This window comes from Halobacteriovorax sp. RT-2-3, assembly GCF_047085075.1.
In the GTDB taxonomy this organism is placed as follows: domain Bacteria; phylum Bdellovibrionota; class Bacteriovoracia; order Bacteriovoracales; family Bacteriovoracaceae; genus Halobacteriovorax_A.
In genome coordinates this window covers 1,103,716-1,126,861 of sequence record NZ_JBKIYF010000001.1, presented here as the reverse complement: position 1 = coordinate 1,126,861, position 23,146 = coordinate 1,103,716, and the positions used below count along the sequence as shown (strand labels likewise).

Below are 23,146 nucleotides of genomic sequence, written 5' to 3'. Positions count from 1 at the left end.
TCTCGATAAGAATGGTGTGGAATATAAGTATATTTACACCATTCTTATTCTCATCTTTCTTCTTGAAGGCTGCCAAGAACGTAGTCGTACGATTAGTTCTGTCAACACTACTCAGCAACTTGTAAAAGGATCCCTTACAGCACATTTAGTCTCTAGAAGATTAAATGGACAAAGAGTTGTTATTGAAGGGGAATGTACAAATAATCTTTTGATATCTTTTTTTTCAAATAACTTGGCAAGAGATCAGGCATACACTTCTCAATGCTTTGATGACAAGTATCGCAAGGTTTTATTCTTTCAAGATAATATCGAAGGTCGCCAGGACGTTTTTATTACTCAAGATGGTTATTCAATTACCATTTCAATTCCTAATGTGGTGACAAAGAAGCCTGGAAAAGTTGTCGTTGATACGCCGATGGCCGGATATTACTACGGGCGTACTATTTACGTTTCTGGTCGATGTAAGAAAAAAGGAACAGTCTTTATAAGAGGTAGCTATATTGCAGACTTTGTGAAAACTGCAGGTTGTTCTAACGGTATATTTCTTGCGCCAATCTATTTTTCAAAAATCAATGCCGAAAGTATTGAGACTTATCTTTATATTAATCAAGTTGATGAATATGGTAACAGTTCTGATTTTACTGTTAGGCCAATTAAATTTAGAAATGATGATCATTCAATTTTTCTAAGTGAGACTATCGTCGGTGTCTTTGATGATAACCTCGATATCATCGGTACTTGTAAAGGTTTTGATCGCGTTAGTGTTGATGGGAATATTATTGACTGTCTCAATGGAAACTTCAGTTATAAACTTGATATTTTGGCACGAAAGAAGTCTGGACAAATGCTTTACCAGGTTCCTATCGAAGGGTTAAATGGGGACTTTCGATCAAATCTTAGAATGTTGTTTTATTATTTTAAGCAAGCCGAAACTTCACCTCACTTTATTGCTCCTAAAGGAAAGTACGATGAAGGGGCAAGAGGTCGTCATATTATCAGTGGGACCTGTGGTCGCTCTTATCTCAATGGTCATGTAAGGTTATACACAAAAAAATCAGAGAATATTATTCTTAATGGCCATAACATCCCTCTAAGACAAGATGATGGCGCATTTATTGTTTATCCTGAAGAATATGATCTTGAGGGGGAGACAACCATCTTTGCAGAATGCCATGACTTCTATATTGATTATAAAACAAATAATTTTTCAACTTCATTTGATTATATTCCTTCAGATGATATTAGACTTGCCCCTAAGGGAATTGATATCTTTTCGATGGATCATCTAATCGAAGGCGACTGTTCTCAAGGGAGCTATGTTCGCTTACTTGATGTGAGCAATGAAAATGTTGAACAGGTAAATTGTCTTAATGGACATTACTCGATGATCAACTCTAGTTCTCATATGCTTTCTAGAAATCAATATGAAATTTATGAAGTAAATCTCTTTGAAAGTTATCAAGGTGCAAAGCAGGTGATTGATGTTAACTATAGTTACTCCGTCGCATTTCCATATCGCTTTATTCATGAATCTCCGGTTCCTAACTGGGGCTCAAAGGTGGCTCCGTTAAGGTTTTATTGGAATCATCAATACAAATCAGAGGTAAATGAGATTTACTACGGATACTACTCTAAAGAAAGTTATCTACAAGTTGAATGGAAGAAACTCCCGCAAAATACAAATCAACTACTTCTTGATGGCCATGATTTAATTAGATTAGGTTATAAAGAGTGTGAAGAGGTTCAAGTATACTTTCAATCAGTTGATAAGAGGAATCGAAAATCAGTCATTATCGAGACAAATCCTATACGTTTTGATTTTACCCCTCCTGATGAAAAAGAAGTTGCTCGAATTGATTATTCACCATTATTTAGAAAACAATTACCAAAATTCCACTTTAAAGATGCCGATGATAATTGTGTGAGTGCTGATAAACTATTTTATAAGTACACTCTTTATCAAGTGATCCTCTCTGGTGAAAATGAATCCGAAATATTGGACCGTAAAACGATCGATGAATTTACTGTATCAAGTCATTTCAGCGAGAATTTTTTTAAAAGAAAATATGATCTTGAAGGTTTCTATCAAATAGGGGTGACAATAATTGATCGAGGTCAAAATGCAACAAAAGAATATTTATCAACAATTTTCTCATGGAAGTAGAGAGAACGAGGGGGCATGGAGGCCCCCGTTTTATTTTAGTAATGCCAAGGAAATTGTGAGAAGTCTTTTTCACGCTTTTCAACGAAAGCATCACGGCCTTCTTGTGCTTCAGCAGTTCCGTAAGCTAGGCGAGTTGCTTCACCAGCAAAAAGCTGTTGACCAACTAAACCATCATCAAGAAGATTGAATCCAAATTTAAGCATACGCATTGCTGTTGGTGACTTTGAATTCATCTCTTTGGCCCACTCAAGCGCAACCTTCTCAAGGTCTGCATGAGGAACAACTTTATTTACCATACCCATTTGAAATGCTTCTTCGGCGCTATAGTTGAAACCACAGAAGAAGATTTCACGTGCACGTTTTTGTCCACATTGACGAGCAAGATATGCTGAACCGTAACCAGAGTCAAATGAAGCAACGTCTGGATCCGTTTGTTTAAAGATTGCATGCTCTTTTGAAGCGATCGTCATGTCACAAACTACGTGAAGTGAATGTCCACCACCAACTGCCCAACCAGGAACTACTGCAACAACTACTTTTGGCATAAAACGAATTAGTCTTTGCACCTCAAGGATGTGAAGTCTTCCAAGTTTTGCTGGGTCTGGAGTTCCGTCACCATCAACATATTTATATCCGTCTTTTCCACGAATTCTTTGATCGCCACCTGAGCAGAATGCCCAACCACCATCTTTTGGTGATGGTCCGTTTCCTGTAATAAGAACAACACCAACATCACTCCACATTCTTGCGTGATCTAAGGCGCGGTAAAGCTCATCAACAGTTTGAGGCCTAAATGCGTTGCGACACTCTGGACGATTGAATGCAATCCTAACTGTCCCTTGATCTACAGCGCGGTGGTATGTAATGTCCTTGAAATCGAAGCCTTCAACTTCTTTCCAAGCACTTGGGTCAAAAATATCTGAAACCATGTGATCTCCTTATTGTTTCGCTCAATATAAAATGCCTGAGCTAAAGTGTCATTCATAACTTTATGTGCGGCCAGTCTAAACAAAATGTCAGGGTTGTGAGTTAATGGATGGATGAAAAATCTCATTCTTATTACATTTCTATTCTTTTTAGCCTCCAATGTGAGTGCAGATGTAACTGTCGTTGTGGATGGTACTCGTTATTATTGTACTGAAGATGGCAGGCCACCTCAGGATCGTCAGTGGCGATGCGTTGCCCATTGTGCTTCAAGAACTTCTGATGGCGAATGTCGTAGGTATAAAGAAGATTTCTGTGGAATCAATGCGGCCTGTACTCCTTATTGCGACTCTCGTGCTTCAGATGGTGAATGTCGTCGCTACGGAGATGATATTTGTCGCTCAGAGGATTAGTAGGCAAATAGCTGACTAAGGCTTAATGACTTCAAGCTCTTCTATTTCAACATAGAAGTGCTTTGATTCGTTATCTGTTTCACCCTTCAGTAGAAAGAGGGTTTGATAATTATAGTCAGTATCTAGGCCAAATAACTTCTCAGGAATTCTCACGAGAATCATGCCCTCTTGGTCTTGAACGAGGTAGTAGTTATTTTTGAGCTTCTTATGAATTCGTGCTTTTAAAGCAACTTCTGCACCATCACTAGGGTTTCTCTTTAATATTGTCGAAGAGTATACACTTCCTTGTTTTTGGCCCAAAAATGTTTTTGAACTGCCACAAGAAGTTAAAATAAAAATTAGCGTGGTAAGGAATAATTTATTCATAGCAATTATTATATTTAAGTCGTTGGCCTTTGACTATAGGGCAAGAGCTAGAGATAATTAACTCATGAAATTAATCACTCTCTTTTTATTTACTCAATTATCATTTGCTAGTATTGGTGGGAAATGGATTGGTGAAGGTGTTGCAAAAACTCCAAAATCAACTCAAAAATGTTCTCAAATCTATTTTAAGCTTTTTTACGATGCTTCGAAATTTAAAATACAAGAGGGTGGATATAATTGTAATGGCCTTAGTGCTGAATATCCCTATTCTGTCTTTGAGGTAAGAGGGCCGCTTCTTTATTACAAAGGAGAGGTTTCTGGCTTCATTAACAATGACGAGCTTACAATTTATTCAAAAGAAGACGGCTTTACTTTACGTTTCTACTTCGTTGCAGAAGATGAAGTTGAAGTAAGTGAAACTTGGCAAGAAGGTAGTGATTATTTAACAATCAAATCAACACTTTTTAGAAAGTAGTTAGGCTGCCTTTTTAAAAGAGTCGACATGTTCTTTCTTCTCTAAAAATTCTTCAAACTCTCTACGCAGGGTCGCATCCACCATGCCGTCAGAAATATACTCTGCTATATAGTAGAAACAATCGCGCCATGCTGTCTCTAGTTTAGGAGTCCAAGAATTCATATGAAAAAGCATTAATGTTTGAATGAAGGCTTCTTCAAATATTGGAAAATAAGTCTCTGAAACTTCGTATTTAATCTGGTTTCCGCCAAGTCCCTGCAGGTAGTATTTCAGGTATTCCGGGTTCTTTAAATTATTTATTGTTATACTTAGGGCCCTAATAAAGGATGCCTTTAGTTGCTCTCGATCAGCATGAGCAAATACTTTCTGCATACCTGGTTCGAGAATAACGACATTATCAAAGAAAGCATTTGTGAAATTTTTTAAATTGGGCTCAATTCTCGCAAATGATTCAATAATCAGATCCTTGTCAAAATTCATAAAGACTCCTTAGGGGTTTAATTTACTTGTCGTAGGCAACATTTTTTCTTTTGAACAAAGATTTCTTAAATTCTGCTTAAACCCTGTATTTACAGATTGTCTTCATTGGGAGAGTCTAGGGTTAATGAAAGTATTAGCGGTAAATAATTTAACTTATAATTTTGATCAAAAATCAATTTGTCAGTTTGATAAGATCTCTTTCGATCTCCATAAGGGTGAGGTTTTAACACTTCTTGGTCCTTCTGGAACAGGCAAGACGACTTTATTTAATATTCTTACGGGAAAGCTAACTCCCTTAAGTGGAGAAGTTGAGAAGGCCGAGAACTTAAAAATTGAGATGGTTTCAGGTGTTGATAATCTTAACTGGGACCTAACGGTTTTTGAAAATATTGAAAGTCATTTACTGGCCCATGAGCCAAGTGCTGATACGAATCGCGTACGTGATATGATTGAAATCTTTGGCCTTGAATATAAAGATCATAAGAAGCTCGATCAACTTTCGGCGGGACAATTGCAAAGACTTCTTTTTGCGAGATCAATGGTTGTCGCACCAGACGTTCTTTTATTAGATGAACCATTTTCTAATATTGATGAATTTCTAAAGGCTACCTTGTGCCATGAAATTTTTGAAATTTTCAAAGAAAATGAAATCTCATTACTTTTTGTCACTCACAACTTGAAAGAAGCTTATTCATTAAGTGATCGAATTATTTATCTTAGTGGAGCAAAACTTCAAACATATCAAAGGCCTCAAGACTTTTATGACAGGCCACTCTCAATTGATGCTGCTCGCTTCGGGGGAATGATTAATCTCGTTGCAGGGCCAATCGTTGAAAGAAAAGGTGATCGCGTAGTCGTCAAAAACGACTTCGGGCAATTTGAAGTAACTGATAATCTCAAAACAAATAATCAATTTGTTTATCTGGCCTTTCGTCCAAAATACCTAAAGCTTGTTGAAGGTGAGGGACAACTAAAAGGACGAGTTAAGTCGATAATTAGGCACGGAGAGTATGACTTTGTTGAAGTTGCGACAATGAATGCAAAAATTCTAAGATTCCAATTGGCCGACTCTTCTAAAGTGAGCATTGGCTCACAAGTTAAACTAGCTATTGATCTTGAGAATGCCTTTCTTTTACCGGTTTAACCAAACTTTAAGAAAACTTAGTTATTAGCGTATCTCGTTTTCTCTTAGAATACTTACAACTATTAACGTTGTTATGTTTTTGGAGGATAGTGAATGAAGTTGCTGATTATCGGTTTTTGTATTTTACTTTCTATTCTTGCGTTCGCTAAAGAGATCGATACAGATAAAAGCTTTTTGAAATGGCATGCAAGTAAAGTTGGTGGCAAGCACTGGGGCCATGTTAAATTTCAAAAAGGAACGATTGAGCACAATGATAAAGGAGAACCTGTTAAGGGAATTTTTACTGTGCAGATGAATACAATCGATGTGCGTGATCTTGAAGGTGAGTGGAAGGATAAGCTACAAAATCATCTTCGCCAAAGTGACTTCTTTGAGATCGAAAAATATCCAACGGCGATGATGGAAACAAAATCAATTACAAAGATTGCAAAGAATAAATATAAAGTCGTTGCTGACTTTAAGATTAAGAAAATTACACGTCCACTAACATTCGATATGATCTACGATGGCAAGAAGGCCACGGGGAAAGTTAGCTTTGACCGAACAAAATTTGGCATTAAATATCGATCATCTTTATTGGGCACTGTGGCAGATAAGGTTATTCACGACAAAGTTGATTTAGAATTCAATGTTCAATAGCTTGATATTACATTCTAAAAATGAACACGTAGCATAAGTCTAAGTAATAGATGCACGTCAGTTTAATCTATGTTAAGTTTTGGCGTATGAAAGCCGGAAGAATCGACATCGCATTTTTTGAAAAAGACCAATACTTATTTCCAATCAATAGAAGAAGTAAGAATCCAATCGTCGACTATAAAAATGAACTCGTTAAAAAATCAATTGCGAAAGAGCTTAACTTGAAAGTTAAGAATATCTCGTTAGATAGTATTAAAAATACAAAGAAGTAATTAAAATAATCTCTTTTCTTCAGGAAGCTCAACAGTCACTAAATTTCCACTTCTCCACGGATCATCAAAAACTAATTTTGAAGCGATAAGGGCAAGACCTGTGTCGTTTCCATTACCTTTACCATAACGATTATCTCCCATAACTGGAAAACCAAGTTCAGTAAATTGGATACGAATCTGGTGTTTACGGCCTGTGATAAGATTAACTTCTACAAGAGCAGTTTTATCGAGGTATTTCTTCACTTCATATTCTAGAACAGCATCTTTTCCATCAATAACACTCTCAAGACGCTTAACTTTTTCTGGCTTCCCTTTGACTTCGGCCTGATACGTCTTTTGAATTTTGTGATTCTTAATTTGATCAGAAAACGCTCGAGCAGCTTTCTTTGTATATGCAATCATCATAAGGCCTGCTGTTTCTTTATCTAGCCTGTGAATGAGAAAAGGTTCGCGACCAGTGCGCTTGTGAACTTCGCGAAGAATTGTGTATTCATCGCCATACTTTGTCCCCTGACATAGAAGTCCAGCAGGTTTGAAGTAAACGCCATAGTGGTGAGTTTCATGCATACATTGAACTGAACTCATATCGAATTCACCGATATTTGGATCGACATATAATTTAATTGTTTGGCCGCGCTTTATTTCTGTCTTGGCCTTGCGAATACGTTCTGGCTTTGCAGTCTTTGTCCAACAAGCACCTTGTTTCATAAGATTTTTGATCTTAATTTTTGAAAGCTCAATTCCTGACTTCGCACATTTTTCTGCAAGTAGGTCCGCTGCTGTTGTATCTGTATTGGCCTTGGCCGTAATGCTAAATTTAGTCATAAATTAATATCCGTTAAAGTAAGGACAACCGCTGCATCCACTCTGGCAACAGTCATTAATATCGGCCTCTTCATCAATTCTAAGGTTTGGTGAAACAAGAGATAGGCTATATGTTTTTATACCGCGAACATTTCCAATTAATGTGAAAAGCTCAGGGCCTTGAAGTGGAGTCTCCATTGTTCCTAAATTAAGAGATAGGGCCAGGTGGTGAGCAATCGACTTCGTATCACAAAGAATATTGAACTCAGGTTCAATATTAGAAGTAACTAGGTATTTCTCTGCATATGATTCAATGATATATTCTTTCATAAATAATCCAAATCGATTAAGGTAGCGCCATGTTTTACGATTTCCCGATAAAATATCACGAACCTGTTTTCCGTCCTCCATCTGAAGGGCGTTCTCTCCTTATACAACAAACCATTGGTTGCTCCAATAATAAATGTACATATTGCAATATGTATCGATCTAAGACTTATAAAGAGAGAAACAGCGTCGAGGTAATCGAGGATATCAGAAAGGCGGCAGCTTACTATCGTCGATTTGAGATGCGTCCCTCTAAAGTATTTTTATGTGATGGAGATGCGCTTGGGGCACCAACTGAAGACCTCTACAAAAGTCTTTTGGCAATTGGCGAGGAGTTTGGGGATATTCGCGTCGGTGTCTACGCAACAGCTCAGAATATGCTGGATAAATCAGAAGATGAGCTTCGTTACCTAAAGGAAGCAGGGCTTGGAATCGCTTATCTTGGGATGGAGTCTGGTTGTGACAAGGTTCTCCATATGACGGTTAAGGGCAATAGCGCCCAAGATATGATTGATGGATCAAAAAAAGTCATGGATGCAGGGATGAAATTATCGGTGATTGCCATGCTTGGGCTTGGTGGGAAGAAACATACAGAGACCCATGTGGCCGAGACGGCGAGAGTTCTTTCTGAAATTTCACCAGATTACCTGTCATTTCTTACGACAATGGCGGTTGAGGGGACTCCGTATTACCGAATGGTACAACGAGGCTTTGAAATGCTTACGACTAAGGAGATACTAGGGGAGATGCACGACATTCTCTCTGGGATAAAAGCCTCTCGAGAAATTTTACTTAGAATTAATCACGTCTCAAATATGTATCCAATTGGAGGGAGTCTTCCTCAAGATCAGTCCACGATAATTCAGCAGGTTAAGCAGTGGTTTGTTGAAGCTCCAGAGGGAACATATCCACCAAAACCTTCACATATGTAGGATTTAGCAGTATAAATTGGCCATGACTCAAGAACAGTACAATATCGCATTTATCATTTTATCAGTTTTAGTATTTATCCTTTCAATGGGGGTAGGCTTTTTCTATATTAAGCTTAAAGAAGAGACGAGAAAGCGCATTGCTGAACATGACAAGATGGAAGCAAAGGAAAAAGAGCGCCAGGCATTCGTGCGCGATAGTCTTATTACAATTGCTCGTGCCTTTGTTCAAAAACAATGTGAGGCAAGTGAAGCCTGTATTCGTTTAAGAATGCTTATTGACCGCGTGGACTTTGTTGAAAACGAAGAGTATCCGATTATCTTTTCAATGTATGAGGAAATTAAACATTTCCCAACTCACCAATCTCGAAAAGAGCTATCAAAACAAGAGCGTTTCTCACAAGATAAAGAGAGATTTGCAATTGAAGACAAACACATGGATAATTTAACTAACGAGTGTAATAAGCTAATCACAAATCTCACGGTTAATTAATGCAATACTATGTCCACAATCTTAATCCAATTGCTATCGATTTTTTGGGAGTTAAGATTGCTTGGTATTGGTTGGCCTACTTCTTTGGCTACTTCTGGACACTTTATTTAGGAAAATACCTCATAAAAAGAGAGGGACTAAGTGTCTCTTTTTATCACTATCTAAATTATTTATTCACTGGCTTCTTTATGATGCTTGCAGGTGGAAAGCTCTTTTATATCTTCTTTTATAATTTTAATTACTATGCACAAGACTTAAAGCGCGTTTTCTATTTTTGGCAAGGTGGCATGAGCTTTCATGGTGCACTTATTGGTGGAGCTCTTTGGACATATTATTACGCTAAAAAGCACGGACTTAAATTCTTTGCCCTAACAGATATTGTCCTAACAAGTGTAGGCCCGGCCATTATGTTTGGGCGAATCGCAAATTTTATCAATGGAGAACTTGCGGGGAGAGTGACAGATGTTTCTTGGGCAGTGATTTTTCCAAGACTTTACGACTCAAGCCCTCGCCATCCTTCACAGCTTTATGAAGCCTTCCTCGAGGGATTTGTCCTATTTATCATTTTATTTACTTTGAAAAAGAATTTAAAAAGACCAGCTTTAAACTCTGGCCTTTTTCTTATCATTTATGGAATTGGTCGCTTCATTGTTGAGTTCTTTAGAACTCCTGATCCACAAATTGGGCTCTTCTTTAACCTGTTTTCTGTGGGACAATTCTATTGTCTAGCAATGATTTTGATTGGGGCCGCTATTATTTTTTGGCCTTCTCATTTATCGCGTTCTCATACTGCTTAAGTAGTTCTGGATCGATCTCTGTTGGAGTGATTTTGCGGAAGCTCTTACGGGCATTGATCATATTCTCACACTTGTGGACAGCACCGTCTCCTTCGACTGGAACGTTTTTACGCCCATCTTTCATCCAAGTAATTTCCTTTCCACAATAACGACATGATGCCATGAGTAACTCCCTGATTTTAAAGCAATTTAGAGTGTCAATTTTAGTGGTTTTAGGTTATTCTAACAACTATAAAAATAAACTGGAGTGCATAGTGTTAGATATCAAATTTATCAGAGAAAATGTTGATTTAATGAAAGAGGTAATTGCAAATAAGCGTATCGGTCTAGACCTAGATGAGCTACTGACAATTGACTCGAAACTCTCTGAATTAAAGACAAAGCAGCAGGATTTACAAGAGAAGAGAAATGCTCACTCAAAATTAATCCCTCAGGCATCTAACGAAGACAGGCCAAAACTTATTGCTGAAGGTAAGGAAATTGCCAACGAGCTTAAGGAAATGAATCCAGAAATTAGTGATCTTGAAGAAAAACTTAAGGCACTGATGTACGTTGTTCCAATGGTTCCATCAAAAGATGCACCAGTTGGTAAAGACGATAGTGAAAACGTAGTTAGTCGTGTTGAAGGTGATAAACCAAATTTCTCATTTGCACCAAGACACCACGTTGAAATTTTAGAAATGAATGAGTGGGCAGAGTTTAAAAATATCGCAAAAGTTTGTGGTTCACGTTCTTACTCTCTTAGAAATGACATGGTTCTTTTAGAGATGGCCATGCACCGTCTTGCTCTAGATATGCTAACTGAAAAGGGATTTACACTTGTTTCATCTCCATCGATGGCAAGAGAAGATGCACTATATGGTACAGGTCACTTCCCGACAGGAAGAGAAGATGCTTACTATATTCCTGAGCACGATATCTATCTTTCAGGAACAGCTGAAGTTCAATTAAATAGTCTACACGGTGGTGAGATTCTAAGTGAATCAGATCTTCCAATTTTATATGCAGGTTTCTCTCCATGTTTTAGAGGGGAAGCAGGAAGTTATGGAAAGGATGTAAAGGGCCTAATCCGTGTACACCAATTCCAAAAAACAGAACAATTCGTAATCTGTAAAGGTGATGAAGCAGAGTCTGAAAAATGGCACAAGTCACTTCTTGAAGCAGCAGAAGAATTCTGTAAGGCGCTTGAGCTTCCATATCAAATCCTTGAAGTTTGTACGGGTGATATGGGTGCAGGTAAATTCCGTATGTACGATATTGAATGTTGGGTACCAAGTGAAGAAAAGTACCGTGAGACACACTCATGTTCAGCACTTCATGACTGGCAAGCAAGAAGAACAAATACTCGCTACAGAGATGCAGATGGAAACGTTAAGCACGTATTCACGCTAAATAATACAATGGTTGCTACGCCAAGAATTCTTGTTCCATTTATTGAAAATCATCAACAAGAAGATGGATCTGTTTATGTTCCTGAAAAACTTAGAGCATATATGGGCGGAAAAGAAGTTCTTAAAGGGCGTAACCGCCAGTAGGTGATTAAGAGGGAAGGATCAGGCTTATGGTCTGAACTCCCTGCTCACTTCGTGATAACTTGAGCTCACATCCATGCGTCTTTGTCATGGATTGGGCCAAGGCAATCATCTTCGTATTCGTATTTAACATTTCACCTTCAAGAATTTTAATCCCTCGAGACTTTGCTTCTAAGATTAATAAACCTAGTAGCTCCTTTCCAATACCAAGTCCTTGATACTTATCAATGATTGTTATCGCAAATTCTGCAACTTTTGAATTATCTCGGTGAATATCAAAACGGGCAACCCCCATTGGATGAGCAGGGGAAGTAATCGTTGCCACGCCAATGGCATAATGAAATCTCTTATCAAATTCAGTTAAATTGATAAGCTCTTTTGCTGTTAAACCTTTCTTTGCACCAAAGAAACGATGATAGATAGACTTGGGCTCCATCTCGTGCAGACCTTCAAGAAGCATTTTCTTGTCAAATGGACTAATCTCGCGAATCTGCGCCTTGTGTCCTTTAAAGTCGTAAATATGATCAAGAGCTAGAGCTTCCACATCCAAATAGTATCATAGCTTTATTTGTGAGTATGATTTTTTTGACACAGCCTCCACTAAATGCGTAAAATTATAAGTAAAGTACTTATGGAGGAGACTTAATAATGGATAATTTCTACCCACTTAAAAAAGTGGCCGATATATATGGTGACCCAAATCTAAAATTTGATATTCAAGATCTTGAATCTTCGGGGCAAATTCCAGCTTCTCGCAAGTATAGAAGTGGAGCAATTTTTAGAAAAGGTTGGCCGGTTAATTTACTTCCACAAATTGGTGAACAAATTGGTTATTTCAAAAAATTTGATAAGCCTACTTCTGTTTGTGTATTCACAACAAAAGGTGGAGTTCTTAAGTCGACTCTAGCACTAAATCTTGCACGCACAGCTGCTCTTCACGGACAGCGCGTTTGTGTCGTAGGCCTTGATATTCAAGGAGATGTGACGACGTCACTTGGTTATGACACTGAGTCTGATGACAGTGGTAGCCTTGATGAATTAATTCAAAAATTAGATCAAACAAAAGGTCTTTGTGATTACTTCTCTGGTGAGGCAACTCTTGATGAAGTCATTGTTCAGCTTGGATTACCAAATCTTTTTATTATTCCTGAGACGCCTGAGCTTGTTGCCTTAAACGACTCTCTTAATAATATTAACCGTCGTGAATTTTGGTTAAAGGAAAGAGTTATCGATCCTTTAAAAGAACACTTTGATCTTGTGATTATGGACTGTTCACCAAACTGGAACAAGCTGACAACTAATGCTCTTGTAGCAAGTGATGCTCTTGTTTCCCCACTTGAATGTAAAATTAATAATTTTAGAAACTTCAGAGTTTTCTCTCACTTTTTAAAAGAATTTAAAGATGAAATGAGACTCGATTTTGAATCAATTTTTGTTCCAACTAAGTATTCTACGAATAAGAAACTTAGTAACGATATTCTAAATTGGTACTATCAGAATGTTGCAGGCTGTACGACTGTTGGTATTAAAGAGTCTGTATCTGCTGAAGAGGCAATGGCCCTTAATCTTTCAATTGCGGAACATGCAGCAGGAAAGCCCATTGCAAAAGATACAGTCGAGCTATTTAAGCAAATTCATCATGCGATTTCGAACTATCACACTAGAAAGTCTGAGCAAGAGGAACTTCCGGCCCATCAGGCAAGAGTTTTTGGTGGACTTGGGCAAGCTAACTTTGGAAATTTAAGTAATAGGTTTTAATTATGGCCATTGGTTTAAATGATATTACAGCTAAGAAGCAGGCCAAGAAAGTTGAAGTTGTTTCGGCCGTTGAGGAAGTATTAGAGAAGCAGCAAAGGCCTTGGGACGGAAAATTTCAGGCCCAAAAGAGTTCTGTTGCTAATCAGGCCGTAAAAAGAGCTAGAGAAATAACTGCTAAAAATGAATTGCACGCAAAAGAGCTTCGTCAGAATTTCACAAGTGCACAAAAAGAGTTAGAGATTAATCAGTATATTGAAAATCGTGAAAAAGAATTTGTTAATTTAGATTCATCTAAAAATATGCTCAAGTCGAGAACTCGTATCAAAACTCAGCGATCACTATTTAAAAGACTTAGAGATTCAATCTTTAGGTCTTAGCTTCATATCGATATTGAAGTTGTGAAACTCTTTATCGTTGAAACAATGAAGAATCTTAGGGGAGTATTTTTTTATTACATCTTTAGAATTTGCTCCTCTAAAGAGTTCATTGAAAGCATTAGAACATACTGCTTTTGTAAATTTGTGCTTTATTCCACTACATTTTTTTATAAAGTCACATGATTGAGGATAACCGCGATAGCATTTCATCGACTCAATATCACAAGTATTCTCATCGACGACTTTTGTGTCGCAAGATGAGAGAAGAAGAACTAAAACGAATAGACTAGACAATACCTTCATCAATTAAGACATCCTTAAATTTATTAATCACATCATGCTCATAGTGATTAAGTTGATTCATTGTAAGTTCTGTAAGTGCGTCTCGAGCATTCATTTTACTTACTGTAACCATTTTGTCGTATGTATTTACGAGTGAGATAATCATGATCGGCAAACTCAATGTCTTAAGTTTATTTGGTCCTGAACCATCTTTTACTTCTTCGTGGTTTACGATTAGATCAAGAACACCTTTTGTTACCCATGGTTTGTCTTTCAATGCACTAACTGCATCTTTTACGTGAAGGCCATAAACTCTTTTTTCATCATCGCTGAGTTCATCTTTTGGTTTCTTAAATAGCTCTTGGTCTTGGCTATTTAATCGCGTGATACCAACATCGTGTAGTAGGCTAGCTGTGGCTATATTTGAGATGTCACTATCATTACAACCAACTCTTATTGCAAGTCTCGTTGCAAGAGTCGCAACATTCATTGAGTGTTCGATAATTAAATTTGAATCGATTGTTTTCTTTTCGAAGAACTTCTTCAAAGCATCAGGGCCAGATGAGAGAACTTTTTTAAGCTGTGCTGCCGCTATCTCAGTCATTTGGTAATTTTCTTCTTTTTCTGGTGCATTGAGTGACTGCTCAATCGCTGTTTTACAAGCACCATCTACAATTTCAACTTTCTCTTCTAGAGGAAGATCAAAGTCTTGAACTTTTGAATCAAGAAGATCATTAATATATTGCTGATATTTATCAACTTCATTTTCAAGAATATAGAACTTTGCTACTTGTTGTTTATTTAGCTTTTCAAGCTTCTCTTGTGATATGGCCGTACCAGCATCTTGATATTTAAGATAAGTCTCTTTGAAGTAAATATACAAATCAAACGGTATAACGCTTTCTGGCTCAATCGTTGTGATTCTTAGAGGGTAGTAATTCATAAATCCTATTTCATTAAAACTAATAATAAAGTCTATTAATTTAATTTTATGGTGAATTAGGAATTTATACAACTATCTGAACTTATAGCTTCTGTGGACTATTAAGGGGGATATAAAGTGCGACTAGAGTACCTACGGGTTTTCGCTCAATTGTGAACTTTATCTTAAGTAATTCGCAATATGAGCGAATAATGAAGTAACCAAAACCGGAACCTTTTTCTCCTAAAGTTCCAAAACTTATTCCCGTATCAATCTTATTATAGATTTGTTCAAGCTTCTTTTTACTTATCCCTATACCGTTGTCTTGTATTTCTAGCTTTAAAGCTTGATCCACTTGCGTACATGAGATCTTTATCATTCCTTCGTTTTGAGTAAATTTTATTGAGTTGGAGATGATATTTCCAAGAATCTGATGAGTAAGGATGGCGAGATTTGAATAAACTCTAAGCTCTTGTTTAATCTCAGGAACCTCGATTGAGATTTTCTTTCGTTCACATTGAGGTGTAAAGATAGTTTGAATATTATCCAGTAAACTCTTAATCTCTACATAATCAAGCTGTGGCTCATTATTAATTAATTCCTGTTCGGCCTTAACGTTATCGAGAATATCTTTAATGTGCATACAGGCCGAATAGACTTTTGGCCACGCTCTAGCTTCTTCAACGTAACCACGTCGAATATAACGGCTTGAATAACCAATGATAACAAATAAAGAATTTGCAATATCGTGTGAAAGAACTCTTAGTAAGCGAATATATTTCTGCTTATCTAGATTCTTTATAAAGCTAATTTCATTCTCTTTTTGTAGCCTGTTTATCTTAAGGCTTAAGGCAATTGAAAGAGTAAATGATTCAACCATATTTCCTAAGAGGATAGAGTTTTGAGTGAAGTCATTATCGGTAAAGAATCCATAGATAGTCGCAAAGTAAGCAAAGATTCCAACGTTCATGATGAGCCATGAAAGAAGATAGACTTTTGATTCAATCGTTGGGTTTGTAATATTTGTATATATCGAAATATAAATAATGAAGATCACAAGTGTTAAGATGTAAATATCGACAAGTGGTCCAATGATAAAATTATAAGAATCAAAGAAAGAGAAGACGATTGAGGTGATTAGAGTAATTGATATCAGAGCATAAACTTTTTCTGTCTTCTTAATAATAGGCTTCTTAAAGAAGTCGATACTCAAGAGATCTTTTGTAAACTTATATAAGTAGTTACAAGAAATCATGGCATAGACACCAAGGTATTTAATATGGTTGTCTAAGGAAAGAACTCCTTGTGTGTATCCAGATAATGCTAAGACAGAGTTAATCATAAAAAAGATAAAGACTGAGTAGACAATATAGATTGATTCTTTATTTATCATTCCAAGAATCAGGTTATATATTAATAACGTACACATAAAGCCTAGATAAATAGATAAGCTAATGATCCTGGTTTGCTCTGTCTTTTGAATATATTTAGTATCAGCAAGCAAGGCCTTTGTATCAAACTTATGAAGACTATGAGTTTTGATAACAATCGTTTTTTTCTCTCCTGGATTTAGATCGATACTTAGCGATTTATGGAGTGTCGTTTTTGAATTGATTTTATCTTTAGGAAAATTAGAAAGTTGCTTACTGTCTTGATTGAGAAAGTAAACTTCATTTAATCTAAAAGTGTGAGTATTAAAATACAGCTCTTTATGTACAGAATGCTCGAGTGAGTTTTTAAATTGAACGCGTAGATAAATATTTTTATTTGTGTATTCTAAGTTTAAAACACTTTTATCGTTCGTCGTGAATCCATCTGGTGTGTATTCTTTATTATCAGATAGCTTATATTCAACATATTTTGAAATATTATGATTTTGATCTTTGAAAGTCTCTTTATTAATTTGTACAATTGACTCTGTAGCGAGAATTTCTTTTGCTGGAATGAAAAGAAGAAGCAATAATAAGAAACGATAAATGAACTTGATCACGAAGAGAGTATAATTTTTTTGAACCAATCTTTAAATAACAATTGTGTATATAAATGAAAAAAAACTTAAATTTCTACTTTGATTTTACATCTCCTTACTCATACTTAAGTATGCTGCAGTTAGACGCAGGGCTTCTTTCTGAGAAATATGAAATTAACTTCTGTCCAGTGATGGTGGGAAGGCTATTTGCATTAAATGAGATGAGTGCTCCTGCACAAACTAAGAATAAAGCACTCTACTTATTTAAAGAGGCGTTAAGGACAGCGGATAAAATGGAAGTAAAACTTACTTCACCAAAAATGCTTCCGTTCAATTCTTTACCTTACTTAAGAATGGCCCTTGGACTTAGGGATGATAAATTAAAACAGGCAAACTTTATTCTTAATACATTTCATTTTGGTTGGAAATACGGTCATGATTTTAATGACTATGATCAGTTTAAAGAATTTATTACTGAAAAATGTTTGACACTAGAAGAGTATGAACGTTTAGATAGTGATCGTAATTTGAAGAAAGAATTAAAGCTTGTTATCAATGAAGCGTTTGATAAAGGCGTCTTTGGTGTTCCAACATTTGAAGTTGACGATGATTTTTATTGGGGGAACCACAATATAGACTTTCTCGCTAAAAATAAATTTTTAGATTATAATGAACACGAAGAATTTATTAACTTTAAAAAATTCTTCGAGGAAGAAAAATGAAATTGAAATTAAAACTACTTTTTATTATCTTAATTGGCCTAAGCGTTCATGCAGACACTAAGGTTATGATGCAGACAAATTATGGGGACATCACTATTAAGCTGTATGATAAAAAGGCACCCGAAACAGTAAAAAACTTTTTAAGCTACGTTAATTCTGGATTCTACAATGGAACTATTTTTCACCGTGTTATTGACGGATTCATGATTCAAGGTGGGGGATACGATACAAGTCTTAAGAAGAAAAAAACAGAAAAGCCAATTAAGAACGAAGCAACAAATGGCCTAAGTAATGTTCTTGGAACAATTGCAATGGCAAGAACTTCTGTGATTAATTCTGCAACTTCTCAATTCTTTATTAACGTAAAAGATAATAACTTCCTGGATCACTCAGGGCCGACTCCATCTCAGTATGGTTACGCTGTATTTGGAAAGGTTGTTAGTGGAATGGCAGTTGTTAATAGAATCAAGAAGTCAAAAACTGGAAGAAATGGTCCATTTCAAAATCTTCCAGCTTCAAATATTGAGATTAAGAAGGTTTACGTCCTACCTTAATCCTTAAAACAAACCAGAATACTCAGATATAGCATTTATAAATAGCAAATTCTTCGTAGGGAAGAATTTGCTGATTTAGTTAAGATATAATCTGGGTATGGGCTCATTAAAGATAAGTAGCAAAACAAATAATAAGTTATCTAGTAAATCGAATTTAAATTATTCTAAATTTAGTCAAATTAATGGAAAACATCCTCTGCAGCAAAGTTGTCCGGATTCGTTTATCACGTATCAAGTCCGAAAAAGACATGGGGGAAGTGTTGCTTACTTTAATTTTGAATTGGCAAAAGAGATGGGTTTAATTTCTGAAGGCCATGATAATACTTTGACTAAAGATTTGGCCCAAAGAATTCTTGAGACTTTCTCGATTGTGATTATCAATGAATACGATATTGAAAATGGAATCGAGTATCCAGAAGATGAGATTTTACCAAATCGCTATATGGCTACTCGCTACTTGCAGCTACAGCATCCAAATAAGCAGGGAAAGACTTCAGGTGATGGACGCTCGATCTGGAATGGTACAGTTGATCACAATGGGCTTACTTGGGATATCTCGAGTCAGGGAACTGGAGCAACAAAGTTATCACCTGCAACCCATATACAAAATAAATACTTTAAAACAGGTGATCCATCTATTTCGTATGGATGTGGCTACTCTGAGTTTGATGAAGGACTAGCAACTCTAATGTTCTCTGAAGTTATGCAAAAGAATAACTATGAGACAGAGAGATGTTTGGCCATCATTAAATTTAAAGACAATATTTCAATTAATGTTAGGGCCAATAGTAACTTAATTAGACCTTCTCATATGTTTAATCATCTAAAGCAGGCCAATTATGATGCTTTAAAAAATATTGTTAATTACTATATTGATCGCCAAAAGTTTAATGGTGAATGGCAAAGAGTCCCAAAAACTGCGAAGGCAAGATATCGTTATTTTTTAAAGAAACAGGTGGAAGTATTTGCAAAGCTTGCTGCTAATTTTGAAGATGATTATATCTTTTGTTGGCTTGATTGGGATGGCGATAATATTCTTATGAATGGTGGTATCATCGATTATGGATCAATTAGACAGTTTGGTCTTTATCATCATGAATACCGATTCGATGATGTTCAACGTTATTCCACTACCATTAAAGAACAAAAAGATAAGGCGAAGTATATTGTTCAGTCCTTTATTCAAATTGTGGACTTTTTAGAAACAAAAGAAAAGAAAGCGATAGCTGATTTTTCAACTAGTGAGTACCTTGAACAATTTGATGAAATTTTTGAAACTCAAAAGAAGTATAACCTAATTTCTAAAATTGGGATTTCTCCGAAGTATCATGATTGGCTGGTAAAGAAGCACTCACATAAGATTGAAGATTTACAAAAGCCATTCTATTACTTTGAAAAGGCAAAATCTAGCTTTGGTCTTTATGAGGTGAGTGATGGTATTTGCTGGGATGCCATTTTTAGTATGCGAGATATTCTACGTGAATATCCTCAGCTTATTTTAAGCCGTGGTGAATGGATTACACGAGATGAATTTATCAATATCGCTAAGTCTAGTTATGCGAGTCAATCTGATTTAGAGATTAATACATATCGTGCAAATAAAATCGATGCATTTCAAGATTCCTATATTGAATTATTACATCTTGTTGCTAAAAAATCTAAGAAGAGATTTGATGATATTCTTCTTGAAGTTGTTATGCGCTCATCGATTATAAACAAGTTTGAAAGAGTAACAGGTGATAGTATTGCTCGTATCGTCGATTCTATGATGAAGAAGTATAAGAAATTTGACCCACTTACTATCTTCAATGTTGTTCGTGACTTTAGAGAACACCAAACGTTTGACCCTGATAATGTAAGTCCAAAGAGTGATCGTGTGGCAAACGAGAAAAAACATTTAAAACCAATTGTAAAAGAACTTCTTAAAATTGTAAGAGACTATAGAGAAGGCATCTAAGAAATGAAAATTGGATTATATGGTGGTGGCGACTTTTGTGATAATGTCGAAATTGACGAACATATCTTAGAGCTTTGTAATAGTGAATCTCCAAGTATAACTTTTATTCCAGCAGGTTCCTACGAATCAGAATTAGATTTTATCGATTTAATTATGGCCTATAAGAAAATAGGTTTTAAAAGGTTTATCCATCTTCCTGTTGATCATGAATTTGACAGAACTCTCAAAGAAGAGGCACTTCAAAGTGACGTGATTCATCTCGGTGGAGGTAATACGTTTTATTTCTTAAAGCACTTAAAAGAAAGTGGGATGTTTGAAGAACTCATCGATTATGTCGAAAATGGTGGAATTTTAACAGGCCTTTCAGCTGGTGCAATTATTACGACTCCAAATATTATGACAGCATCATTTCCGCCATGGGATCGTGATGATAATGACGATGATGTCACAGACTTTAAGGCCATGAATATTATTGATTTCGAGTTTTTTCCTCATTATCGTAAATCAAAACGCTACGATGACGAGTTAAAGAGACATTCTATATTCTCTCGTTTTCCAATTTATGCTTGTCCTGATGGGAGTGGCCTAGTCGTTACTGATGAAGAAATTGTTGTTCATGGAGAGTGCTATATTTTTGAAAAGGGCCAAAAATATAAACTATAACTTTCTTTTACTCGGTCTTGTTAGCATGAAAACAATAACTCCAATACCAATTAATGAAACGATAACTTTTATCGTCGGATTCACTTCAACGTAAATTAGCGTATATGAAAAGAGTGCTACGATCATTGAGATGGCAATGATTTTAGATTTTACACTCACAACTCCATATTTATTCCAGTCAGTAATAATTGGGCCAAAAATCTTATGATCTAGTAGCCACTGATAGTACTTTTCATTACTTTGCGAAAAGAAGTAGGCACTTAAAAGAAGAAAAGGAGTTGTTGGAATAAGAGGAAGAAAAATACCAATAAAAGCAAGAATCACAAATGCAATTCCGAAACTAAGGTAAATGGCCTTTCTGCTCTTATTAATCATTAAAAAGTCTTTATTGGTGAATTCGGCTTTTTCTTTGCTCTAATACAAAACCTTACTGGAGCAGGATAGCCTTCTACTGTTTTCGTTTGATCTTCAGTATCTAAGAAGTCCTCAAGGGATTGATGTGGTGGAGGACACCATTTCGTTTGTCTTTGTTCTTCAAAATTTGTCGTTGAAACAGAGACAACTTCCATATCAATGAAGCCTGTTCGATTAATCCAATTCTTAAGACAGCTTAGAGTTGGAAGAAACCATACATTTCTCATCTTTGAGTAACGATCTTCTGGGAATAGGCAGATTGTCTCCTCTCCTGGAATACCAATTGTTTCCATAATCATTTCTCCTCCTGGAACAAGAGATTCTCTGATGGAGATTAATTGCTCAAGTGGATGACGGTGATGATAGAGAACGCCCATCGAGAAAACAACATCAAAGAATGATCTAAAGTTTGGAAGATCTTCGATACCAAATAATTCAAATTTTAAATTATCATATTTCTTAAAGTGATTAATGAATTCAAATTGGGCCTGATTGTGTAAGACAGGATCAATTCCAAGAACTAACTTTGGTTCTTGTTTGGCCATCTCAAACATATAGTAGCCGTTATTACAGCCTACATCTAAAACAACCTTATCTTTTAAATTTGGAAGAGATTCTTTTAGTCTTTCCCATTTTTTATCTGAGCGCCATTCGGCATCAATATCAAGCTCTCCAACTTGAAAAGGTCCTTTTCGCCATGGAATAAGCTTTGTCGCAGTCTCAAGGGTTTCGCTCGAGTTCTCTTGAAGAGATGGGATGACATCAAAGATCTCTTTGTATTCTTTTTGATATTTTGTGCGAAACATTTGAAGCTTGTCTGCTTTAAGTTGTCTTAAAGATTCAATATCAACACGATTACCAAATTTTTCTAAATACTCTAAACTATCCATTCTCTTCCTATTTGATACATAGGTAACAAGCAAAATTATACCATCTAAAAATCATTTCAGATTTCTTAAAGCCTGCTTCATCTAACATTTTAAGTTGTTGTTGTGGAGTTAAGGGCCTAAGGACATTTTCTAGGGCCTCTCGTTTTTGAGCAATCTCCATCTCACTATATCCATTTCTACGTTTGAAATCATAATAAAGATCAATCAAAAGATTATCAATTTGCTCATCTTGGCAGATAATTTTTTCGGCCAAAATAAAACAGCCATTATCATTAAGCCCGTTATAGATATTTTTAAGAACATTAAGGCGCTCTTCAACTGGTAGAAATTGAAGAGTGTAGTTCATGATTGCCATACCGGCATTTTCAATTTTTACATCAGTGATCGACTCTTCTAATAACTCAACATTATCTTGTAGACCGTGAGACTTAAGCTTCTGTGCTGCCTTTTCAAGCATCGGTCTTGAAGTATCAATACCGATAAACTGTGGAAGCTCTTTGTCGTTTTGGCGAAAGTAATCGGCCATTAAAAGCATCGTCGTTCCTGTCGAACAACCAAAGTCATAAACTGTTCCAGATTGATAGAAGCGTCTTGTTAGGTCGATGATGATTTTATGAATCTCATGATAATTTGGAATACTTCGCGATACCATGTCATCAAATACAGAGGCCACATCTTGATTGAATTCAAAATCTGATATCTTTTCAATTTTCTTTGCAAAAACTTCGTCTTTGCCAGCGTTTAAAAATTTATTTTCCATGTGGCGAAACTAGAATATCTTTTGGATATTGTCCAATCTAGTATAAAAAATACTCCTTCTTTCTTCTTTAATTTCAATGATTTACTGATACGCGTGATTTTTTACTATGAATAAGCAAT

Annotated in this window: 29 protein-coding genes; 16 read left to right on the top strand and 13 right to left on the bottom strand. The window is 36.0% G+C overall.

Going from position 1 to position 23,146, the window contains the following annotated elements:
• Positions 1-16: 16 nt before the first annotated feature.
• Complete coding sequence (locus tag ACMAYX_RS05275) at positions 17-2,164, top strand: hypothetical protein (RefSeq protein ID WP_103216561.1); 2,148 nt, start codon at positions 17-19, stop codon at positions 2,162-2,164.
• Positions 2,165-2,199: 35 nt separating this feature from the next.
• Here the strand turns inward: ACMAYX_RS05275 and ACMAYX_RS05270 are convergent, their stop codons facing one another.
• Entirely contained in the window at positions 2,200-3,093 is an 894-nt protein-coding gene (locus tag ACMAYX_RS05270) for a 1,4-dihydroxy-2-naphthoyl-CoA synthase (RefSeq protein WP_103216562.1), read from the bottom strand.
• A 111-nt stretch (positions 3,094-3,204) separates the two neighbouring features.
• Between ACMAYX_RS05270 and ACMAYX_RS05265 the strand changes: the two genes are divergently transcribed.
• A complete protein-coding gene (locus ACMAYX_RS05265; protein ID WP_103216563.1) occupies positions 3,205-3,501 on the top strand; it encodes a hypothetical protein in 297 nt (98 codons plus the stop codon).
• Between the two features lie 15 nt (positions 3,502-3,516).
• On the opposite strand, the gene ACMAYX_RS05260 is transcribed toward ACMAYX_RS05265, so the two are convergent.
• Positions 3,517-3,867 carry a NirD/YgiW/YdeI family stress tolerance protein gene (locus ACMAYX_RS05260; RefSeq protein ID WP_103216564.1) on the bottom strand — a complete coding sequence of 117 codons (351 nt, stop codon included), beginning with the start codon at positions 3,865-3,867 and terminating at the stop codon, positions 3,517-3,519.
• Positions 3,868-3,931: 64 nt separating this feature from the next.
• On the opposite strand from ACMAYX_RS05260, the gene ACMAYX_RS05255 reads away from it, so the two are divergent.
• Entirely contained in the window at positions 3,932-4,342 is a 411-nt protein-coding gene (locus tag ACMAYX_RS05255; protein ID WP_103216565.1) for a hypothetical protein, read from the top strand.
• Here the strand turns inward: ACMAYX_RS05255 and ACMAYX_RS05250 are convergent, their stop codons facing one another.
• Positions 4,343-4,822 carry a globin domain-containing protein gene (locus ACMAYX_RS05250; RefSeq protein WP_103216566.1) on the bottom strand — a complete coding sequence of 160 codons (480 nt, stop codon included), beginning with the start codon at positions 4,820-4,822 and terminating at the stop codon, positions 4,343-4,345.
• A 124-nt stretch (positions 4,823-4,946) separates the two neighbouring features.
• Here ACMAYX_RS05250 and ACMAYX_RS05245 point away from each other — a divergent pair, with 124 nt between their 5' ends.
• The 3 genes from ACMAYX_RS05245 (at position 4,947) to ACMAYX_RS05235 (ending at position 6,877) form a co-directional block, all read left to right on the top strand.
• Positions 4,947-5,966 carry an ABC transporter ATP-binding protein gene (locus ACMAYX_RS05245; RefSeq protein ID WP_412471648.1) on the top strand — a complete coding sequence of 340 codons (1,020 nt, stop codon included), beginning with the start codon at positions 4,947-4,949 and terminating at the stop codon, positions 5,964-5,966.
• A gap of 93 nt (positions 5,967-6,059) precedes the next feature.
• On the top strand, positions 6,060-6,605 hold the full coding sequence (locus ACMAYX_RS05240) for a YceI family protein (protein WP_103216568.1): 546 nt from the start codon (positions 6,060-6,062) through the stop codon (positions 6,603-6,605).
• A 50-nt stretch (positions 6,606-6,655) separates the two neighbouring features.
• A complete protein-coding gene (locus tag ACMAYX_RS05235) occupies positions 6,656-6,877 on the top strand; it encodes a hypothetical protein (RefSeq protein WP_103216569.1) in 222 nt (73 codons plus the stop codon).
• On the opposite strand, the gene ACMAYX_RS05230 is transcribed toward ACMAYX_RS05235, so the two are convergent.
• Positions 6,878-7,702, bottom strand: a complete 825-nt coding sequence (locus ACMAYX_RS05230) for an RluA family pseudouridine synthase (RefSeq protein ID WP_103216570.1) — start codon at positions 7,700-7,702, stop codon at positions 6,878-6,880.
• A 3-nt stretch (positions 7,703-7,705) separates the two neighbouring features.
• Positions 7,706-8,092 (bottom strand): hypothetical protein, encoded by a 387-nt coding sequence (locus ACMAYX_RS05225; protein ID WP_103216571.1) that lies wholly within the window; start codon positions 8,090-8,092, stop codon positions 7,706-7,708.
• On the opposite strand from ACMAYX_RS05225, the gene ACMAYX_RS05220 reads away from it, so the two are divergent.
• Genes ACMAYX_RS05220 through lgt form a run of 3 tightly spaced genes read left to right on the top strand, consistent with a single transcriptional unit; the run spans position 8,041 to position 10,227 of the window.
• Entirely contained in the window at positions 8,041-8,940 is a 900-nt protein-coding gene (locus ACMAYX_RS05220) for a radical SAM protein (protein WP_103216572.1), read from the top strand. The genes ACMAYX_RS05225 and ACMAYX_RS05220 overlap by 52 nt on opposite strands.
• A gap of 22 nt (positions 8,941-8,962) precedes the next feature.
• The gene (locus ACMAYX_RS05215) at positions 8,963-9,430 is read left to right on the top strand and encodes a DUF2489 domain-containing protein (RefSeq protein ID WP_103216573.1); all 468 of its coding nucleotides are present in this window, start codon (positions 8,963-8,965) and stop codon (positions 9,428-9,430) included.
• The gene (gene lgt, locus ACMAYX_RS05210; RefSeq protein WP_412471647.1) at positions 9,430-10,227 is read left to right on the top strand and encodes a prolipoprotein diacylglyceryl transferase; all 798 of its coding nucleotides are present in this window, start codon (positions 9,430-9,432) and stop codon (positions 10,225-10,227) included. The genes ACMAYX_RS05215 and lgt overlap by 1 nt, the downstream gene beginning before the upstream one ends.
• Here the strand turns inward: lgt and ACMAYX_RS05205 are convergent.
• Positions 10,184-10,390 (bottom strand): hypothetical protein, encoded by a 207-nt coding sequence (locus tag ACMAYX_RS05205; RefSeq protein WP_103216575.1) that lies wholly within the window; start codon positions 10,388-10,390, stop codon positions 10,184-10,186. The two genes, lgt and ACMAYX_RS05205, sit on opposite strands and share 44 nt — an antisense overlap.
• A gap of 91 nt (positions 10,391-10,481) precedes the next feature.
• On the opposite strand from ACMAYX_RS05205, the gene serS reads away from it, so the two are divergent.
• Positions 10,482-11,762 (top strand): serine--tRNA ligase, encoded by a 1,281-nt coding sequence (gene serS / locus ACMAYX_RS05200; RefSeq protein WP_392991126.1) that lies wholly within the window; start codon positions 10,482-10,484, stop codon positions 11,760-11,762.
• 4 nt (positions 11,763-11,766) lie between these two features.
• Here the strand turns inward: serS and ACMAYX_RS05195 are convergent, their stop codons facing one another.
• Positions 11,767-12,303, bottom strand: coding sequence for a GNAT family N-acetyltransferase (locus tag ACMAYX_RS05195; RefSeq protein ID WP_146037751.1), 537 nt, complete (start codon positions 12,301-12,303; stop codon positions 11,767-11,769).
• A 104-nt stretch (positions 12,304-12,407) separates the two neighbouring features.
• Between ACMAYX_RS05195 and ACMAYX_RS05190 the strand changes: the two genes are divergently transcribed.
• Both ACMAYX_RS05190 and ACMAYX_RS05185 read left to right on the top strand, forming a co-directional pair.
• Positions 12,408-13,517, top strand: coding sequence for a ParA family protein (locus tag ACMAYX_RS05190; RefSeq protein ID WP_392991130.1), 1,110 nt, complete (start codon positions 12,408-12,410; stop codon positions 13,515-13,517).
• A 2-nt stretch (positions 13,518-13,519) separates the two neighbouring features.
• Positions 13,520-13,894, top strand: a complete 375-nt coding sequence (locus tag ACMAYX_RS05185; protein WP_103216579.1) for a hypothetical protein — start codon at positions 13,520-13,522, stop codon at positions 13,892-13,894.
• On the opposite strand, the gene ACMAYX_RS05180 is transcribed toward ACMAYX_RS05185, so the two are convergent.
• From ACMAYX_RS05180 to ACMAYX_RS05170, 3 genes are all read right to left on the bottom strand, one after another.
• Positions 13,877-14,200, bottom strand: coding sequence for a hypothetical protein (locus ACMAYX_RS05180; RefSeq protein WP_146037752.1), 324 nt, complete (start codon positions 14,198-14,200; stop codon positions 13,877-13,879). The genes ACMAYX_RS05185 and ACMAYX_RS05180 overlap by 18 nt on opposite strands.
• A complete protein-coding gene (locus tag ACMAYX_RS05175; protein WP_412471646.1) occupies positions 14,181-15,119 on the bottom strand; it encodes an HD-GYP domain-containing protein in 939 nt (312 codons plus the stop codon). The genes ACMAYX_RS05180 and ACMAYX_RS05175 overlap by 20 nt, the downstream gene beginning before the upstream one ends.
• Positions 15,120-15,201: 82 nt before the next feature.
• Entirely contained in the window at positions 15,202-17,088 is a 1,887-nt protein-coding gene (locus ACMAYX_RS05170) for a 7TM diverse intracellular signaling domain-containing protein (RefSeq protein ID WP_412471645.1), read from the bottom strand.
• Between the two features lie 53 nt (positions 17,089-17,141).
• Between ACMAYX_RS05170 and ACMAYX_RS05165 the strand changes: the two genes are divergently transcribed.
• The 4 genes from ACMAYX_RS05165 (at position 17,142) to ACMAYX_RS05150 (ending at position 20,963) form a co-directional block, all read left to right on the top strand.
• Complete coding sequence (locus ACMAYX_RS05165; RefSeq protein WP_103216583.1) at positions 17,142-17,789, top strand: DsbA family protein; 648 nt, start codon at positions 17,142-17,144, stop codon at positions 17,787-17,789.
• Positions 17,786-18,343, top strand: a complete 558-nt coding sequence (locus tag ACMAYX_RS05160; protein WP_103216584.1) for a peptidylprolyl isomerase — start codon at positions 17,786-17,788, stop codon at positions 18,341-18,343. The genes ACMAYX_RS05165 and ACMAYX_RS05160 overlap by 4 nt, the downstream gene beginning before the upstream one ends.
• A 97-nt stretch (positions 18,344-18,440) precedes the next feature.
• Entirely contained in the window at positions 18,441-20,300 is a 1,860-nt protein-coding gene (locus tag ACMAYX_RS05155; RefSeq protein ID WP_412471644.1) for a hypothetical protein, read from the top strand.
• Positions 20,301-20,303: 3 nt separating this feature from the next.
• On the top strand, positions 20,304-20,963 hold the full coding sequence (locus ACMAYX_RS05150) for a Type 1 glutamine amidotransferase-like domain-containing protein (protein ID WP_103216586.1): 660 nt from the start codon (positions 20,304-20,306) through the stop codon (positions 20,961-20,963).
• Here the strand turns inward: ACMAYX_RS05150 and ACMAYX_RS05145 are convergent.
• The 3 genes from ACMAYX_RS05145 to cmoA are packed head-to-tail and all read right to left on the bottom strand — an operon-like array spanning position 20,958 to position 23,027.
• Complete coding sequence (locus ACMAYX_RS05145) at positions 20,958-21,338, bottom strand: YbaN family protein (RefSeq protein WP_412471643.1); 381 nt, start codon at positions 21,336-21,338, stop codon at positions 20,958-20,960. The genes ACMAYX_RS05150 and ACMAYX_RS05145 overlap by 6 nt on opposite strands.
• Complete coding sequence (cmoB, locus tag ACMAYX_RS05140; RefSeq protein WP_103216588.1) at positions 21,338-22,267, bottom strand: tRNA 5-methoxyuridine(34)/uridine 5-oxyacetic acid(34) synthase CmoB; 930 nt, start codon at positions 22,265-22,267, stop codon at positions 21,338-21,340. The genes ACMAYX_RS05145 and cmoB overlap by 1 nt, the downstream gene beginning before the upstream one ends.
• Positions 22,268-22,274: 7 nt before the next feature.
• On the bottom strand, positions 22,275-23,027 hold the full coding sequence (gene cmoA / locus ACMAYX_RS05135) for a carboxy-S-adenosyl-L-methionine synthase CmoA (RefSeq protein ID WP_103216589.1): 753 nt from the start codon (positions 23,025-23,027) through the stop codon (positions 22,275-22,277).
• Positions 23,028-23,146 lie beyond the last annotated feature (119 nt).

Bases quoted from the DNA above. Each gene is read 5' to 3' on its own strand.
- ACMAYX_RS05270 (WP_103216562.1), bottom strand. From the start codon at position 3,093: ATGGTTTCAGATATTTTTGACCCAAGTGCTTGGAAAGAAGTTGAAGGC.
- ACMAYX_RS05265 (WP_103216563.1), top strand. From the start codon at position 3,205: ATGAAAAATCTCATTCTTATTACATTTCTATTCTTTTTAGCCTCCAAT.
- ACMAYX_RS05260 (WP_103216564.1), bottom strand. From the start codon at position 3,867: ATGAATAAATTATTCCTTACCACGCTAATTTTTATTTTAACTTCTTGT.
- ACMAYX_RS05255 (WP_103216565.1), top strand. From the start codon at position 3,932: ATGAAATTAATCACTCTCTTTTTATTTACTCAATTATCATTTGCTAGT.
- ACMAYX_RS05250 (WP_103216566.1), bottom strand. From the start codon at position 4,822: ATGAATTTTGACAAGGATCTGATTATTGAATCATTTGCGAGAATTGAG.
- ACMAYX_RS05245 (WP_412471648.1), top strand. From the start codon at position 4,947: ATGAAAGTATTAGCGGTAAATAATTTAACTTATAATTTTGATCAAAAA.
- ACMAYX_RS05240 (WP_103216568.1), top strand. From the start codon at position 6,060: ATGAAGTTGCTGATTATCGGTTTTTGTATTTTACTTTCTATTCTTGCG.
- ACMAYX_RS05235 (WP_103216569.1), top strand. From the start codon at position 6,656: ATGCACGTCAGTTTAATCTATGTTAAGTTTTGGCGTATGAAAGCCGGA.
- ACMAYX_RS05230 (WP_103216570.1), bottom strand. From the start codon at position 7,702: ATGACTAAATTTAGCATTACGGCCAAGGCCAATACAGATACAACAGCA.
- ACMAYX_RS05220 (WP_103216572.1), top strand. From the start codon at position 8,041: ATGTTTTACGATTTCCCGATAAAATATCACGAACCTGTTTTCCGTCCT.
- ACMAYX_RS05225 (WP_103216571.1), bottom strand. From the start codon at position 8,092: ATGGAGGACGGAAAACAGGTTCGTGATATTTTATCGGGAAATCGTAAA.
- ACMAYX_RS05215 (WP_103216573.1), top strand. From the start codon at position 8,963: ATGACTCAAGAACAGTACAATATCGCATTTATCATTTTATCAGTTTTA.
- lgt (WP_412471647.1), top strand. From the start codon at position 9,430: ATGCAATACTATGTCCACAATCTTAATCCAATTGCTATCGATTTTTTG.
- ACMAYX_RS05205 (WP_103216575.1), bottom strand. From the start codon at position 10,390: ATGGCATCATGTCGTTATTGTGGAAAGGAAATTACTTGGATGAAAGAT.
- ACMAYX_RS05190 (WP_392991130.1), top strand. From the start codon at position 12,408: ATGGATAATTTCTACCCACTTAAAAAAGTGGCCGATATATATGGTGAC.
- ACMAYX_RS05185 (WP_103216579.1), top strand. From the start codon at position 13,520: ATGGCCATTGGTTTAAATGATATTACAGCTAAGAAGCAGGCCAAGAAA.
- ACMAYX_RS05175 (WP_412471646.1), bottom strand. From the start codon at position 15,119: ATGAATTACTACCCTCTAAGAATCACAACGATTGAGCCAGAAAGCGTT.
- ACMAYX_RS05165 (WP_103216583.1), top strand. From the start codon at position 17,142: ATGAAAAAAAACTTAAATTTCTACTTTGATTTTACATCTCCTTACTCA.
- ACMAYX_RS05160 (WP_103216584.1), top strand. From the start codon at position 17,786: ATGAAATTGAAATTAAAACTACTTTTTATTATCTTAATTGGCCTAAGC.
- ACMAYX_RS05155 (WP_412471644.1), top strand. From the start codon at position 18,441: ATGGGCTCATTAAAGATAAGTAGCAAAACAAATAATAAGTTATCTAGT.
- ACMAYX_RS05150 (WP_103216586.1), top strand. From the start codon at position 20,304: ATGAAAATTGGATTATATGGTGGTGGCGACTTTTGTGATAATGTCGAA.
- ACMAYX_RS05145 (WP_412471643.1), bottom strand. From the start codon at position 21,338: ATGATTAATAAGAGCAGAAAGGCCATTTACCTTAGTTTCGGAATTGCA.
- cmoB (WP_103216588.1), bottom strand. From the start codon at position 22,267: ATGGATAGTTTAGAGTATTTAGAAAAATTTGGTAATCGTGTTGATATT.
- cmoA (WP_103216589.1), bottom strand. From the start codon at position 23,027: ATGGAAAATAAATTTTTAAACGCTGGCAAAGACGAAGTTTTTGCAAAG.